This is a genomic window from Xanthomonas sp. BRIP62409 (assembly GCF_003992965.1).
GTDB lineage: Bacteria > Pseudomonadota > Gammaproteobacteria > Xanthomonadales > Xanthomonadaceae > Xanthomonas > Xanthomonas euroxanthea.
In genome coordinates this window covers 1-14,535 of sequence record NZ_QEZJ01000005.1, presented here as the reverse complement: position 1 = coordinate 14,535, position 14,535 = coordinate 1, and the positions used below count along the sequence as shown (strand labels likewise).

11 protein-coding genes are annotated in these 14,535 nt (G+C 67.2%); 10 read left to right on the top strand and 1 reads right to left on the bottom strand.

The window, feature by feature from the left end:
* Window positions 1–39: 39 nt before the first annotated feature.
* From egtB to EO170_RS00230, 3 genes are read left to right on the top strand one after another with little or no spacing between them, the layout of a single operon-like run.
* Window positions 40–1,329 carry an ergothioneine biosynthesis protein EgtB gene (gene egtB / locus EO170_RS00240; RefSeq protein ID WP_164740847.1) on the top strand — a complete coding sequence of 430 codons (1,290 nt, stop codon included), beginning with the start codon at window positions 40–42 and terminating at the stop codon, window positions 1,327–1,329.
* Window positions 1,326–2,312 carry an L-histidine N(alpha)-methyltransferase gene (gene egtD, locus EO170_RS00235; RefSeq protein ID WP_126941693.1) on the top strand — a complete coding sequence of 329 codons (987 nt, stop codon included), beginning with the start codon at window positions 1,326–1,328 and terminating at the stop codon, window positions 2,310–2,312. Before egtB ends, egtD begins: the two co-directional genes overlap by 4 nt.
* A 15-nt stretch (window positions 2,313–2,327) precedes the next feature.
* Window positions 2,328–2,597, top strand: coding sequence for a DUF3253 domain-containing protein (locus tag EO170_RS00230; RefSeq protein WP_126941691.1), 270 nt, complete (start codon window positions 2,328–2,330; stop codon window positions 2,595–2,597).
* Between the two features lie 286 nt (window positions 2,598–2,883).
* Here EO170_RS00230 and EO170_RS00225 read toward each other — a convergent pair whose 3' ends face one another.
* Complete coding sequence (locus tag EO170_RS00225) at window positions 2,884–6,591, bottom strand: indolepyruvate ferredoxin oxidoreductase family protein (RefSeq protein ID WP_126941689.1); 3,708 nt, start codon at window positions 6,589–6,591, stop codon at window positions 2,884–2,886.
* Between the two features lie 194 nt (window positions 6,592–6,785).
* Between EO170_RS00225 and EO170_RS00220 the strand changes: the two genes are divergently transcribed.
* The 7 genes from EO170_RS00220 (at window position 6,786) to EO170_RS00190 (ending at window position 14,283) form a co-directional block, all read left to right on the top strand.
* Window positions 6,786–7,424, top strand: a complete 639-nt coding sequence (locus EO170_RS00220) for a tetratricopeptide repeat protein (RefSeq protein ID WP_126941687.1) — start codon at window positions 6,786–6,788, stop codon at window positions 7,422–7,424.
* 924 nt (window positions 7,425–8,348) lie between these two features.
* Window positions 8,349–9,266: an AEC family transporter gene (locus EO170_RS00215; RefSeq protein ID WP_126941685.1), complete on the top strand. Its 918-nt coding sequence runs from the start codon at window positions 8,349–8,351 to the stop codon at window positions 9,264–9,266.
* A 66-nt stretch (window positions 9,267–9,332) separates the two neighbouring features.
* Window positions 9,333–10,406, top strand: coding sequence for a hypothetical protein (locus tag EO170_RS00210; protein ID WP_126941683.1), 1,074 nt, complete (start codon window positions 9,333–9,335; stop codon window positions 10,404–10,406).
* Window positions 10,407–10,565: 159 nt separating this feature from the next.
* The gene (locus tag EO170_RS00205; protein WP_126941681.1) at window positions 10,566–11,198 is read left to right on the top strand and encodes a ParA family protein; all 633 of its coding nucleotides are present in this window, start codon (window positions 10,566–10,568) and stop codon (window positions 11,196–11,198) included.
* A gap of 14 nt (window positions 11,199–11,212) precedes the next feature.
* On the top strand, window positions 11,213–11,689 hold the full coding sequence (locus EO170_RS00200; RefSeq protein WP_016904234.1) for a histidine phosphatase family protein: 477 nt from the start codon (window positions 11,213–11,215) through the stop codon (window positions 11,687–11,689).
* 3 nt (window positions 11,690–11,692) lie between these two features.
* Window positions 11,693–12,265, top strand: a complete 573-nt coding sequence (locus EO170_RS00195) for a YceI family protein (RefSeq protein ID WP_104585767.1) — start codon at window positions 11,693–11,695, stop codon at window positions 12,263–12,265.
* Entirely contained in the window at window positions 12,262–14,283 is a 2,022-nt protein-coding gene (locus EO170_RS00190) for a phospholipase D family protein (protein ID WP_126941679.1), read from the top strand. Before EO170_RS00195 ends, EO170_RS00190 begins: the two co-directional genes overlap by 4 nt.
* Window positions 14,284–14,535 lie beyond the last annotated feature (252 nt).

Sequence of the window (14,535 nt, the reverse complement as noted above, 5' to 3'; positions counted from 1 at the left end):
GCTGCCGACACGGCGCGTTCACAGGCGCTCCTCAAGCATATGGCGATGTCTGCACTCTCATCTCTGCTGGGCCACCACCAGCAACAGCAGCTGACGCTGCTGGAACGCTACGCGCAGACCCGCGCGCTGAGCGATCGCCTCGCCGCACCCCTGAGCGCTGAAGACGCAATGGTGCAGAGCATGCCCGACGCCAGCCCCAGCAAATGGCATCTGGCACACACCACCTGGTTTTTCGAACGCTTCGTGCTGCAGGCCGATCCGGCCTACCGTGTGTTCGACCCGGCCTGGGATTTCCTGTTCAACAGCTACTACCAGAGCGTGGGCCCGATGCACGCGCGCGCGCGTCGCGGAGTGTTGTCGCGGCCGTCGTTGCAGCAGGTGCGCGACTACCGGGCCGCAGTCGATGCGCAGATGCAGCAGCGCCTGCGTGACGGGGTGTTGGACGCGCAGGCTTGCACCATCGTGCAGCTCGGCATCCAGCACGAGCAGCAGCACCAGGAATTGCTGTTGACCGATATCAAGCACGCGCTGTGGAGCAATCCGCTGCAGCCGGCGTACCGCGATGCGCCGGCACCGCCTGCGGCCGTCGCCAGCACGCTGCGCTGGCAGGCACGCGACGAACAGATCGTGGAGATCGGCGCAGCGGCATGGCCGCAGGCCGACACCTTCGCCTACGACAACGAGTCGCCGCGCCACCGCGTGCTGGTCGGTGCGCATGCGTTGGCGCATCGGGTGGTCAGCAACGCCGAGTTCCAGCAGTTCATCGACGCCGGTGGCTACCGCAGTGCCGGTGCCTGGCTCAGCGATGGCTGGGCGATGGTGCAGGCGCAAGGCTGGCAGCACCCGCTGTATTGGGACGCGGACGGACGCGAGTTCACCCTGGATGGCTGGCGCCCGCGCGACGCGCATGCGCCGGTATGCCATCTGAGCCTGTTCGAAGCCGATGCGTTCGCGCGCTGGGCCGGCGCACGCCTGCCCACCGAAGCCGAGTGGGAACAGGCCGCCACCGGTGTGCCGGTGCAGGGCAATTTCGTCGATAGCGACGCCTTGCATCCGCGCGGCGCCGACGCGGTGGATACCGGCCTGCAGCAGTTGTTCGGCGATGTCTGGGAATGGACCGGCAGCGCCTACCTGCCGTATCCCGGCTTTGCGCCGTGGCCCGGGTCGCTGGGCGAATACAACGGCAAATTCATGAATGCGCAATGGGTGCTGCGCGGTGGCAGCTGTGCCACGCCGGCTAGCCACGTCCGCGCCAGTTACCGCAACTTTTTTCCCTCCGATGCGCGTTGGCAGTTTGCCGGCGTGCGCCTTGCCAAGGATCTGCCTTGAACGCTGCCGCCCATGCCATGCAACGCGCGCACGCCGCGCTGACCGACCTGCGCCCGCAACCGGACGACATCACCGCCGACGCGCTGGCCGGGCTGTCGCAAACGCCCAAGACGCTGCCGTCGAAGTATTTCTACGATGCGCACGGCTCGCAGTTGTTCGAGGCGATCACCCGGCAGCCGGAGTACTACCTCACCGGCACCGAACTGGCCTTGCTAGAGGCCAGCATGGCCTCGATCGCGCAGGCGATCGGCGCTGGCGTGCACGTGGTCGAATACGGCAGCGGCAGCGGGCGCAAGACCGAATTGCTGCTGCAGGGCCTGCGCGATGTGGTGGCCTACACGCCGCTGGAAATCTCGCGCACTGCCTTGCTTGAGAGCACCGCGCGGCTGGCGCAGCAGTTCCCGCAGATCCAGATGCTGCCGGTATGCACCGACTTCACCAAGCCGCTGCAGCTGCCGCAGGCGCAGCGCCCGGCGCGCCGGCATCTGGTGTTCTTCCCCGGCTCAACGCTGGGCAATTTCACCGATGATGCCGCCGTCGAGTTGCTCGATGCGATGCGCCAGACCATGGGCAGCGACGGGTGCGCCCTGATCGGCATCGATCTGGACAAGGATGCCGGACTGATCGAGGCCGCCTACAACGATGCGGCCGGCGTCACTGCCGAGTTCACCTTGAACCTGCTGGCGCGGCTCAACCGCGAGATCGGCAGCGACTTCGATCTGGACGGCTTCCGCCACCACGCGGTGTATGCGCGCGAAAGCGGCCGCATCGAGACCTTCCTGATCAGCCAGCGCGCCCAGCGCGTGCAGGTGGGCGGCAAGGCATTCGAATTCGCCGAAGGCGAGGCGATGCAGGTCGAATACAGCTACAAGTACACCGACGCGCGCTTTGCCGAACTTGCCGCCGCTGCGGGGCTGAAAGTCACTCACGGCTGGAACGATGCCAAGGACTGGTTCGGCCTGCGCGTGTTGCGTCCGCTCTGATCTCGCGCGCCTGGCGTGCAAGGAATCGATGACGGACGGATCGCCGCGACCATGCGCGCGCTGCTGGCGCGCCGGCTGCCGCAGCAGTCGATCTGCCCGTCCGAAGTCGCCCGCGCGCTCAGCGAGGACGAGAACCGCTGGCGTGCGCTGATGCCGCAGGTACGCGCCGTTGCTGCCGATCTGGCCCGCAAGGACGTGGTACGGGTCACCCAGCGCGGCGACGTGGTCGACCTGGGCACGGTGCGTGGCCCGGTCCGTCTGATACGTGGTCGGCATTTCGAGTGACGGGCGCTGCCCTGCGTGCGTATCACCGCTTGTGCAAGGCAGGAAGATGTGGCCGATCATTGCACCGGCAGCGCATTGCCCCGGCATGTGCTGGCTCATGTCATGCGCGAACGCGATCACGTACCGCAGCGGCACCCGGCGCGGCATCCGAACCCACCACACCAGCCTGCCATTGCAGCACTATCGGCCACCCAGCAGCCGATCAATGCGCAAGGCTCTGACGCCGGAACGCCGGAACGCCGGAACGCCGGAACGCCGGAACGCCGATGCGGCGGCCCTGTGCCAGCTAGGCCGCCTGCACCACATGCAAGGCCTTGGGATTGCGCCACTGCGCCAGCAGCACGGCTTGGCGTGCCTTGGCTTCCTCCAGGTGCGCGTGCTTGATATGCCCATAGCCACGGATATGCTCGGGAATGCTGGCGATCTGCGCCGCCAGGCCGACGTTGTCGGCATCCAGCCGTTCCAGCAGCGTGTCCACTGTCGCCACGTAATCGGCAATGAGCTGACGCTCGCCACGCCGTTCGGCGCTGTAGCCGAACACATCGAGCTTGCCGCCGCGCAGGAATCTCAGCCGCGCCAACAGCTTGAACGCAGTGAACATCCACGGCCCGTATTCGCGCTTGATCGCATGGCCGTGCGCATCCTTCCTGGCCAACAGCGGCGGTGCCAGGTGGAAGCGCAGCGTGTAGTCGCCTTCGAACTGCTGCTGCAGCCGGCGCTGGAAGTCGCCGCGCGTGTACAGGCGCGCCACTTCGTATTCGTCCTTGTAGGCCATCAGCTTGAAGGCATAGCGCGCTACAGCTTCGGTCAAGGCAGTGCTGCCGGGCGCGCGTTGGGCCTCTTGCGCACGCACGCGCTCCACCAGCGTGAGATAGCGCTGTGCGTAGGCGGCGTCTTGATAGTCGGTCAGAAACGCGATGCGGCGCGTAATCGCCTCGTCCAAGGACTGCGCCAGCTGCTCATCGTCGAGCGGATGCACCGGCGCATCGACCTCGCCATGCAGCGTGCTGCCATCGGTCCGCGCCAATGCATGCGGCGCGCTCTGTCCGCCGAGATCGTGGTCTTCCCAGCTGCCGGGCGCACGCGCGGCCGGCGTGTCGCCGTGCAGGTGCACAGACGTGTCAGCAGTGGTCAGGCCGGCAGCGCGTTGCACCGCCGGCAGATCCACCGCCGCCAGTCGCCCCCACGTAAACGCCTGCTGGTTCATCGCCACCGCCGCGCCATTGAGCTCGATCGCGCGCATCAAGGCCGCATGCGACAGCGGCACCAGCCCGTGCTGCCAGGCATAGCCGAGCACGAACAGGTTGCTGGCGATCGCATCGCCCAGCAGCGCGGTCGCCAGTTGCGTGGCGTCCAGCAACAGCGGTTCCTGGCCGCCCAGGGCGGTGCGCACGCCGGCGATGATCTCGGCGGCGGGGAACTGCAGATCCGGCTGGGTGGTGAAGTTGCCCGGCATCGCTTCGTAGGTGTTGAGCACCACCTGGGTGCGGCCGTCGCGCACCTTGGACAGGGCCCAGTAATCGTTGACCACCACCATGTCGCAGCCCAGCACCAGGTCCGCTTCGCCGGCGGCGATGCGCACCGCGTGGATATCGGCCGGCCGGCGCGCGATGCGGATATGCGTGGTCACCGCGCCGCCCTTCTGCGCCAGCCCGGTCTGGTCCAGCACCGTGGCACCCTTGCCTTCCAGATGCCCGGCCATGCCGAGCAGCGCACCGATGGTCACCACGCCGGTGCCGCCGACGCCGGTGATCAGGATGTTCCAGGGCTGTTCCAGCGTGGTGCGTTGCGGCGGCGCGGGCAGGTTGTCCAGCAATGCGCTGGCATCGCGCTGCTTGCCCTTGCGCGGTGCACCTCCATGCACGGTGACAAAGCTCGGGCAAAAGCCCGACACGCAGGAATAATCCTTGTTGCAGTTGGATTGGTCGATCTGCCGCTTGCGGCCGAATTCGGTGTCCTTGGGCAACACCGACACGCAGAAACTCTTTTCGCCGCAATCGCCGCAGCCCTCGCACACCAGCGAATTGATCATCACGCGCTTGGGCGGGTCGATCAGCTTGCCGCGCTTGCGGCGGCGGCGTTTTTCGGTGGCGCAGGTCTGGTCGTAGATCAGGATCGACACGCCCTTGATCGTGCGCAGATGCTGCTGCACCGCATCCAGCTCGCTGCGATCGTGAAACGCCACGTTGCTGGGGAAGCGCTCGCGCCGGCGCGTCCATTTGCCGATGTCGTCGCTGACAACGATGATCGCGTGGATGCCTTCGGCACGCAGCTGGTGCGCGATGTCCGGCACGGTGAGCGTGCCGTCCACCGGCTGGCCGCCGGTCATCGCCACCGCATCGTTGTAGAGGATCTTGTAGGTGATGTTGACGCCGGTGGCCACCGACTGCCGGATCGCCAGCGAGCCGCTGTGGAAATAGGTGCCATCGCCCAGGTTCTGGAACACGTGCGGCGTCTCGGTGAACGGCGCCTGCCCCGACCAGGTGACGCCTTCGCCGCCCATATGGGTGAAGGTGTCGGTGGAGCGGTTCATCCAGGTCACCATGTAATGGCAACCGATCCCGCCCAGCGCACGCGCGCCTTCCGGCACCGCCGTGGAGGTGTTGTGCGGGCAACCGGAGCAGTAATGCGGCACGCGCGGGAACAGCGCACGCGGCAAGGCCATTTCGGCTTCCTTGGTCTCCATCCAGCGCAGCCGGTGGTCGATCGACTCGGTCATCGCGCTGGAGGGCAGCGCAAAGCGCTGGATGCGCTTGCCGATCACTGCCGCGATCGTGGCCGGGGTCAGCTCGCCAGTGGAGGGCAGGATCCATTCGCCCTGCTCGTCGTACTTGCCAACGATGCTCGGCCGCGCACCGGCGCTGGCCGGCCAGTTGTAGAACAGCTCCTTCATCTGGCGCTCGATGAAGGCCTTCTTCTCCTCCACCACCACGATGTCGTCGAGCCCACGCGCAAACGCGCTGATGCCCACCGGCTCCAGCGGCCAGGTCATGCCGACCTTGTACACGCGGATGCCGATCTGCGCGCAGGCCTGCGCCTCCAGGCCCAGGTATTCCAGCGCCTGCAGCACGTCCAGGTAGCTCTTGCCGGTGGTGACGATGCCCAGCCGTGCATGCGGCGAATCCAGCACCACTTTGTCGATCCGGTTGGCGCGTGCGAAGGCCTGTGCGGCGGCGATCGCATAGCGATGCAGGCGCATTTCCTGGTCCACCGGCGGGTCCGGCCAGCGAATGCTCAAGCCACCCGGCGGCAGCGCGAAGTCCTCCGGCAGCACGATGCTGCGTGCGAACGGATCCACGTCCACCGAGGCGGAAGATTCCACCGTCTCGGCGATGGTCTTGAAGCCGACCCAGCGCCCGGTATAGCGGCTCATCGCCCAGCCGAGCAGGCCCATGTCCAGGATGTCCTGCACCCCGGCCGGGTTGAGGATCGGCATCATCGCGCTGACGAATTCCTCTTCCGAGCCGTGCGGCAGGGTCGAGCTGCGGCAGGCATGGTCGTCGGCGGCCAGTGCCAGCACGCCGCCATGCGGCGAGGTACCGGCGGCGTTGCCGTGCTTGAACACATCGCCGCTGCGATCCACGCCCGGGCCCTTGCCGTACCACATGCCGTAGACGCCCTGCACCTTGGCGCCGGGGAACAGGTTGGTCTGCTGGGTGCCCCAGACCATGGTGGCGGCCAGGTCTTCGTTGAGGCCGGGGGTGAAGGTCACCCTGGCTGCGTCCAGGTGCTTGCGCGCACGCCACAGTTCCAGATCGAAGCCGCCCAGCGGGCTGCCGCGATAGCCGCTGACAAAGCCGGCAGTGGCAAGGCCGGCGGCATCATCGCGCAGGCGTTGCATCAACGGCAGCCGTACCAGTGCCTGCACGCCGGACAAGTAGATGCGCCCGTCGGCGCGCGTGTACTTGTGCTCCAGCGTGTAATCCGCATCGACCTGGCCGAGCTCCGGCGTGTTGGCAGCGTCGGGAGAAGAGAGTGCAGCGGTACTGGTCATGGCGTGCCCGGAAAGGGTGGCTGGGACCCGGCGCGTGTCATCCGAAACCGGATGACCCGCCCGACGGATTCCAAAACGGCGGCCCAAAGTGTAGCAGTCGCCTTTCACGCGCCCGTTGCATGCGGATGCGCAGCCGCCGCGCTGCGGTTACGATGGGAACGGGAAGGGTCGTTTGCTGTCAGGGGATAAAGCCAGTGAAAAGGAAATACGCATGGGCCGCGATGTTGGCCTTGCTCGGGGGCGTGTGGTCGATGGCGCAGGCGCAGAACCTGCCCAAGCCCAAGGAGTTCTATTTCGACGAAGATCGCGGCACCACCAAGGCGGTGGTGGCCGTGCAGGGGCAGGGCGATGCAGTGATCGACCGTTTGGTGGCGATGGTGCAGCGTGACGCCCGCGCTGCCGAACCGCGCGCGCAGCTGGCGTCGCTGGCCTATGCGGGGGGACGCACGCAGTTGGGCGACGAGCTCTATCAGGGCGCCCTGGGGCTGGTCTCCAGTGGCAGCCAGCAATACCGCGCCATCACCTGGAACTACGGCTGGGATCTGTTGCGCGCCGACCAGGCCGACAAGGCCTTGCAGCAGTGGGCCACCCTGGCCAACGGCCGCCCGGCCGCGCCGGCCTGGTTGCCGACCACTGCGGCATTGGCGCTATGGCGCACCGGGCGCAAGCAGGAAGCGGTCGAGTGGTATGCCGCCGCTGTGCGCACCTGGCCGGATCGCTGGAGCAGCACCGCCGGCTACGCCACCCTGCTGCCGGACTGGCGCGAGGCCGAACGCGCCACGCTGGCCGAGGTTTTTGCCGCATGGCAGGCGAACCCGCCGGCATTTCCGTAACTCGGCGGCGGCGCGCTGCAGAAAGCCCCGCAGCGCGTCGCTGTGCATCACGTCGCACTTCGTTTTGCGGCCGGCGACAGCAGGGCAACGCAGCCACCGCTCCAAGTCGATTGCTTTGGGTGTCGTGCTTCGAAGGATTGGTCAGCGCTGATGGATCAGTTGTAGAGCGGATGATCTGCGGCTTTGTTGCAGGGCCCTTGCCCGCCCACCATCGCGGGACACGCCGCAAGTACGTCCTTGTAGGCTCTTACGCGGCATCCATGCCGCGTAAGGTCCCGCGACGGTGAGCGAGCAAGGACCAGTCGAGAGTGTCGGTCTTTTGAGGCAGTCGTCCGTGCGATGGCTCAATCGTAGAGCGGTTGATCTGCGGCTTTGCTGCAGGGCCCTTGCCCGCCCACCATCGCAGGACACGCCGCAAGTACGTCCATGTAGGCTCTTACGCGGCATCCATGCCGCGTAAGGTCCCGCGACGGTGAGCGGGCAAGGACCAGTCGAGAGGGTCGGTCTTTTGAGGCAGTCGTCCGTGCGATGGCTCAATCGTAGAGCGGTTGATCTGTGGCTTTGCTGCAGGGCCCTTGCCCGCCCACCATCGCGGGACACGCCGCAAGTACGTCCATGTAGGCTCTTACGCGGCATCCATGCCGCGTAAGGTCCCGCGACGGTGGGCGGGCAAGGACCAGTCGAGATGGTCGGTGCACATGGTTAAGAGTAGTGCGTGATTCGCGTTGTTCGATAGTGATGGGCCGGATCCTAGAAGCGGCAAGCCTCGACATGCCTGTCGCCAGGCGTTGAGCGAACGATCTGCGCCACGCATAGGCATGCTCGCCGATTTAGCCCGTCGTCGATCCAGCCCGTCGCTGATCAAGGCACGACACGCCCACTATGCGATCCTGAGCGTCGCTCTCCCACGGACCTGACCACGCCATGGCGGTGGATGCATTTGCGTTGATTCTGGCGATGCTGGGGCTCGGCCTGCTGTTCGCGCGCCTGCGGGTGCTGCCGGACAACAGCGCCGATGTGCTCAATCGCATCGTGTTGTACATCTGCCTGCCGGCTTCGGTGCTGACCTATGTGCCGCGTCTGCATCTGGATGCCTCGCTCGGTGGCGTGATCGCCACGCCGTGGTTGCTGACCGCACTCATCGTGCCGCTGCTGTGGAGCTGCAGCCGGCTGTTGCGGTTCAAGCGCGAGGAATACGCCGCGCTGCTGATGTGCGTGGTGTTCACCAACTCCAGCTTCATCGGCTTTCCGATGGTGCGCGCGTTGATCGGCGATCACGCCCTGCCGTATGCGGTGGTCTACGACCAGTTCGGCACCTTCGTGCTGCTGTCCACGTTCGGGCTGTACGTGCTGGCCCGCTACAGCGGCGACACGCCGCCGACTGCGAAGCTGATCCTGGTGCGCGTGCTGCGGTTTCCGCCGCTGTGGGCGTTGCTGTTCGCGCTGACGGTGATGCCAGAACAGCCGCCGGCCTGGATCGGCTCGGGCTTGAAGAGCCTGGCCGACGCGATGCTGCCGCTGGTGATGTTGGCGGTGGGCTTCTCGCTGCAGTTGCGCCTGCCTGCGGACGAGCTCAAGCCGCTGGCCGTCGGCCTGGTCTTCAAGCTGGCCGTGATGCCGGTGCTGGCATTGCCGCTGTCCTGGGCGCTCGGCCTGCATGGCGCGATGCTGCAGACCAACGTGCTCGAATCGGCCATGCCCACCATGATCACCGCCGCCGCGCTGGCCATCTCGCACCGGCTGGCGCCGCGCCTGGCCGCGGCGATGGTCGGCTACAGCATCCTGCTGTCGCTGCTGACCCTGCCGGCATGGGCCTGGCTGTTGGCGCGCCTGGCCGCTTGATGCGGCGTACCCCGTGTGAAATGCTGGCGCGCACCATTGCGTGCCCCACACGGACAGGAGCAACACATGCACGGATATCGCTTGATCACCACGGCGCTGCTATGGCTTGGCGGCGTCTTCGCGGCGCAGTCCGCCCTGGCGGCATCGCCCGCCACCCCACCGGTTCCGGCGGATGATCCGCTGATGACTCACTGGGTAAGCCAGGTCGGCAAGACCATGCAGGCACGCCTGCGCAGCATGGCGGCCAGCGGCGAGCCCAGGCAGCTGTACCTGGCCGGTCTGCTGTGGATCGATGCCGAGGACGAGGCAGTGTCGGCCGCAGACGGAGGCTATGCACCCATCCAGCGCGCCTGGCTGCAGCGTGCCCTGGACGCGCGGCCGCGCGACCGGTTGGTGGCGCGGATGGAAGCGGTCGGTTGTGCCCCCGGATTGCGCTGCGACCCAGGCGCCGCGCGGGCGTTCCTGGAGCAAACCGATGCCGGCAATGCCGCCGTGCATCTGCGCGCCTATGCGGCTGCACAGCGCCGCGGCGACCAGGCGGCCGCCGAACGCGCCTGGCAGGCGGCCGTGCAGTCCGATCATTTCGACAGCGGTGTGCTGGAGCTGGGCCAGGCCCTTTATGCCGTCTACGACGGCGTGCAATGGCCATCGCTGGCCTCGGTCAGCTTGCGCGAGCGGCTCGACGCCCAAGGGTTTCCGTCCACGGGCGCCGGCATGGCGGCGATGTTCGTGATGGGTACCTGGTCTGCACATGCACTCCCCGCGCTCGGCGATCTGATGCGGCGCTGCAACCCCGGTGCCACCACGCCCGCGTTACGCGACGAGTGCATGGTCGTGCTGAACAACGTGGCCAACGACGAGTCCACCCTGACCACGGCCGTGATCGGCACCAAGGGCATGGCCGCACTGAGCAGCGGCGCCGACGCCACCCGCTGGCAGGCGCGGATGCGGGAGCTGCAGTGGCTGCAGCAGCAACTGCAGCGCAGCGCACCCTCGGTCGATGCGCAGGTCGCCGCACTGGATGCGATCCTGACGCAGGGCGAAGTGCCGGCGTTGCGCGCGCGACTGCAGCGTCAAGGCATTGCCGCGCAACCGCCGGCGGACTGGCAGCCGGGCGCCGCGAGCAGCCAGACCCGCTGATCCGCTGATCCGCGTGGTCGTTGCATGGGGCAGCGGCCACGTACCGGGGCCGATGTTGCAGCGCGATGGCGCCTGCCGAGGGACGTTTAACGCCTTTCGACTACTTCCTCACTTCGTCGCGGTGTACGCTGCCGGCTTGCTCCCGGAAGCGAGGCGTGCATGAAGACAGTCCTGGTGGCCGCCTCCAAAGGCGGCGTCGGCAAGACCACGATCGCCACCAATCTGGCCGCACATGCGGCCCTGCAGGGCCAGCGCACCGTGCTGGCCGACGCCGATCCGCAAGGCTCGTCCACGCGTTGGGCGCAGCGTCGCGCCAGCCTGGAAAGTGCGGTGCTGCCGATCGATGCCACCCGCCGTCGCAACTGGCAGGCCGCGGTGCCCGAGGGCACCGACCAGCTGATCATCGATGCCCCGGCCGGTGCAATGGCCGATGACCTGAGCGGCTTCCTCGACCATGTCGACGCCATCGTGGTGCCGGTGCTGTCCTCGGCGCTGGATATCGAAGCGGTGGTCGGCTTCCTCAACACGCTGGCCAAGGTGCCGCGCGTGCATCAGCGCAAGCTGCCGGTGGGCCTGGTGCTCAACCGCGCCCGCCCCTGGACCCAGACCTCGCAGCAAGCTGCCGAGATGATCGGCGCCTGGCCCTATCCCCTGGTGGCCCAGCTGCGCGACACCCAGGCCTATGTGGTCATGGCCGGGCTGGGACGCAGCCTGTTCGATTACCGCTCGGCGCAGGTGCGCGACCATCAACAGGATTGGGAGCCGCTGTTCAAGTGGCTCAAGAAATCCTAGACCGGAGTGTTTTCATGCGCGAACTGATACTGCTGCGACACGCCCACGCCGAGCCGGCCGATACCGGCCAGGCCGATCTGGACCGCCCGCTGTCCCCGCACGGCATCGCCGAGGCCGAATCGGCCGGCCGCTGGCTGCGCGAGCAGCGCCTGGTGCCCGACCGCGTGCTGTGCTCGCCGGCGCGGCGTGCGCGCGAGACGCTGGAAGCGGTGCTGGAGCTCACCGGTTATATCGAACAACGCCTGGACGAACGGATCTACGACGCCACCCCCGGCACCCTGGCCAGCCTGGTGGACGAACACCGCGATGCCGAGCGGCTGCTGCTGGTCGGCCACAACCCGGGCCTGGAACGGCTGGCGGCGCTGATGCACAGCGGCCAGACCGGCGACTACCGCGGCATGCCGACCGCCGCGATCGCCCTGCTGGCACTGCCACTGGACGCGGCCATCGAACCAGGCATCGCCCGCCTGACCGCCTTCTGGTGGCCTTGATCCGTGCCATCGTCGCTGCGCTGGTTTGCCTGGCTCGCGCTCTGGGTCGCTCTTCCCTGCGTGGCGCAGCAGAAGCTGCATTCCATCGATCCGGTGCAATCGCGCTTCGGGTTCGAGATCAGGACGCGCTTCGGCATGAAGATCGAGGGGTTTTTTCCGCGCTTTCGCGGTGAACTGGCGGAATTGCCGGACGGACGCCAGCAGGTGCGTTTCCGTCTGGATGCCACGCAGGTGGAAATTCCCGGCAAGGATCGCTACACGGCGTGGATGCGCGGCGAGGATTTTTTCGACGTCGCGCAGTATCCGGTGGTGGAATTCGAGTCGCGTCCCTACGCCGAGGAGGTGGTGAAGAAGGGCGGTGACATCACCGGCAACCTGACCATTCGCGGAATCACCCACGTCGAGACCCTGCATGTGGTGCCGGCTGAATGCGCGCGGCCGGGCTATGATTGCGATGTGATCAGTCGAGGTACGGTCCTGCGTGGACGTTACGGAATGAATGCGTGGCAGATGGCCCTGGGCGACAGGGTGACGTTCATTCTGCGTGGGCGGCTGCAGGAGGCGCGGCGCCCGTGAGGTTCCTGTTGAGGGTGATTGTGCTGGCAACGCTGTTGCTCGGCACCGGATGTGCCGGCCTGTCACAAATCGAACGCAACCGTGCCGCCGGGGTGGCCGCCGCCGCCCGCAGCACCGTTGTCAGCTGCACGCAGGCCAATCGTTGCGCCCAGCCCTCGCCGCTGCGCGCGCTGGGTGGCGAGGCGATCACCGCCTCCACGCCGGCCGCGCCGCGGCATTACGCCACCATCGTCGACCATGGCGAAGAATCGCTGGTAGCGCGGCTCAACCTGATCCGCAGTGCCACCCGCAGCATCGACCTGCAGACCTACATCTTCGACAAGGACGACAGCGCGCGCATGGTGCTGGATGCGCTGACCGATGCGGCGCAGCGCGGGGTCAAGGTGCGCATCCTGATCGATCAGCTCTCGGCGATCGCCGATCTGCAGATTCTCGGTGCGCTGGCCAGCACCCATGAAAACCTGCAGCTACGCATCTACAACCCGACCTTCGGCAAGGTCAAGCTCAATTACTTCGACTATGCCGGCAGCGTGGTGTGCTGCTTCCGTCGCTTCAACCAGCGCATGCACAACAAGCTGCTGGTGGTGGACGACGTGCTCGGCGTGGTCGGCGGGCGCAATTACCAGGACGACTATTACGACTGGGACAGCGAGTACAACTTCCGCGACCGCGACGTGATCCTGGCCGGGCCGGAAGTGCGTGCGATGGCGGCCAACTTCGACGCGTTCTGGCACGCGCGCCGCAGCGTGCCGGCCGAGCGTCTGAACGATGTCGGTCGCCTGCTGCTGGAACAGGGCGCACCGAAGATGCCGCCAGCCACGTTCCGCCGCCCCGAGCGGGTGGAACGGGTCGACCAGGAGGCGCGCGATCCGCAATTCGTGCGCGAGGCGTTCGTGGCCCCGGCCATGCCGGTGCAGCGCGTGCTGTATGTGGCCGATCTGCCGCAGAAGCACCGCAAGGAACACACCGCCAAGGCCGTGTCCACCGCGCCCGAGCTGGACGGCCTGATCGCCAATGCGCAGCAGGAAGTGCTGCTGCAGACGCCCTACCTGGTGCTGTCCGACCAGGCCCAGGCAATCTTCCGCGCACTGCGCCAGCGCCCGCAGCCGCCACGCATCGTGGTGTCCACCAACAGCCTGGCCGCCACCGACAACCCGATCGTGTATGCGCTGTCGTACAAGTTCAAACGCCGCAACATGCGCGAGCTGGGCTTCAACGTCTACGAGTTCAAGCCGTTCCCGCTGAATGCACCGGTGGACTACGCCAACCTGGTGCCCGATCCGTTCAACCCGGAGGCGGCCGAGCCGGCCGACGACGATAGTCGCGTCAATCGGGTGATTGGCGGCAGTGCGGCCGGCAATGCGATGCGGGGCAGTGGTGGTGGTGGTGGTGGCACGGCCGGCGGCGCAATCCGCGGCAGCGGGGGCGGCGCAGGCCGCGTGCCCGGCGGCAGCGAGGTCGATCGGCGCGTGCTGCGCACCGAGACGCGGCCGTCGTTCCTGGGCACGCGCGCGGTCAACAAGCCGCTGCCGGTGACCCGTGCCGGTGCGCGCATGGGCCTGCATGCCAAGTCCTTGGTGGTGGACCGCCGCATCGGCGTGATCGGCACGCACAACTTCGATCCGCGCAGCGAGAACTACAACACCGAAGCGGCGGTGGTGATCGACGATGCGCGCTTTGCGCAGGCGCTGGCGGCCAGCATCGCGCGCGACATGGCGCCGGAAAACGCCTGGACCGTGGCCCCGCGCGAAAAGCCGCCGGTGCTGAGCGGGTTGAACTACAGCGTGGGCAAGGTGTCCGAAGCCTTGCCGGTGCTGGATTTCTGGCCCTGGCGCTACGCCACCAACTACGAGTTCCAGCCGGGGCCGGGTTGCCCGTTCCCGCTCAAGCGCCAGGACCCGCAGTTCCGTAAGTGCTATGTGGCGGTAGGCGATTTCCCCGAGGTCAACGTCGGCCCGAAGTGGCTGCTGGTGCGGATGCTGACCGCCTTCGGTGCGGGATTGGTGCCGATCCTCTGATCGCAGCGGCGCCGGTCCCGAGACGGCGCGTGGTCGTTGGTGCATCGTGGAGAGGCACCGCCGCATAGGCGCAGTACGCTGAACCAGGTCGCGTCACGCCGCCAGCCGGTTGAAAGCGGCCGTGGCGGCTCTGCTTGCATGGGCAGTCACAGTGGTTGCACCAGCCCCCCGCGCCGCGGATGCTTTCCCGATTCCCGATTCCCGATTCCCGATTCCCGATTCCCGATTCCCGATTCCCCCAATCCCCAATCC

Coding starts and splice junctions, on each gene's coding strand:
- egtB (WP_164740847.1), top strand. CDS start 40: ATGGCGATGTCTGCACTCTCATCTCTGCTGGGCCACCACCAGCAACAG.
- EO170_RS00215 (WP_126941685.1), top strand. CDS start 8,349: ATGGCGGTGGATGCATTTGCGTTGATTCTGGCGATGCTGGGGCTCGGC.
- EO170_RS00205 (WP_126941681.1), top strand. CDS start 10,566: ATGAAGACAGTCCTGGTGGCCGCCTCCAAAGGCGGCGTCGGCAAGACC.
- EO170_RS00225 (WP_126941689.1), bottom strand. CDS start 6,591: ATGACCAGTACCGCTGCACTCTCTTCTCCCGACGCTGCCAACACGCCG.
- EO170_RS00210 (WP_126941683.1), top strand. CDS start 9,333: ATGCACGGATATCGCTTGATCACCACGGCGCTGCTATGGCTTGGCGGC.
- EO170_RS00200 (WP_016904234.1), top strand. CDS start 11,213: ATGCGCGAACTGATACTGCTGCGACACGCCCACGCCGAGCCGGCCGAT.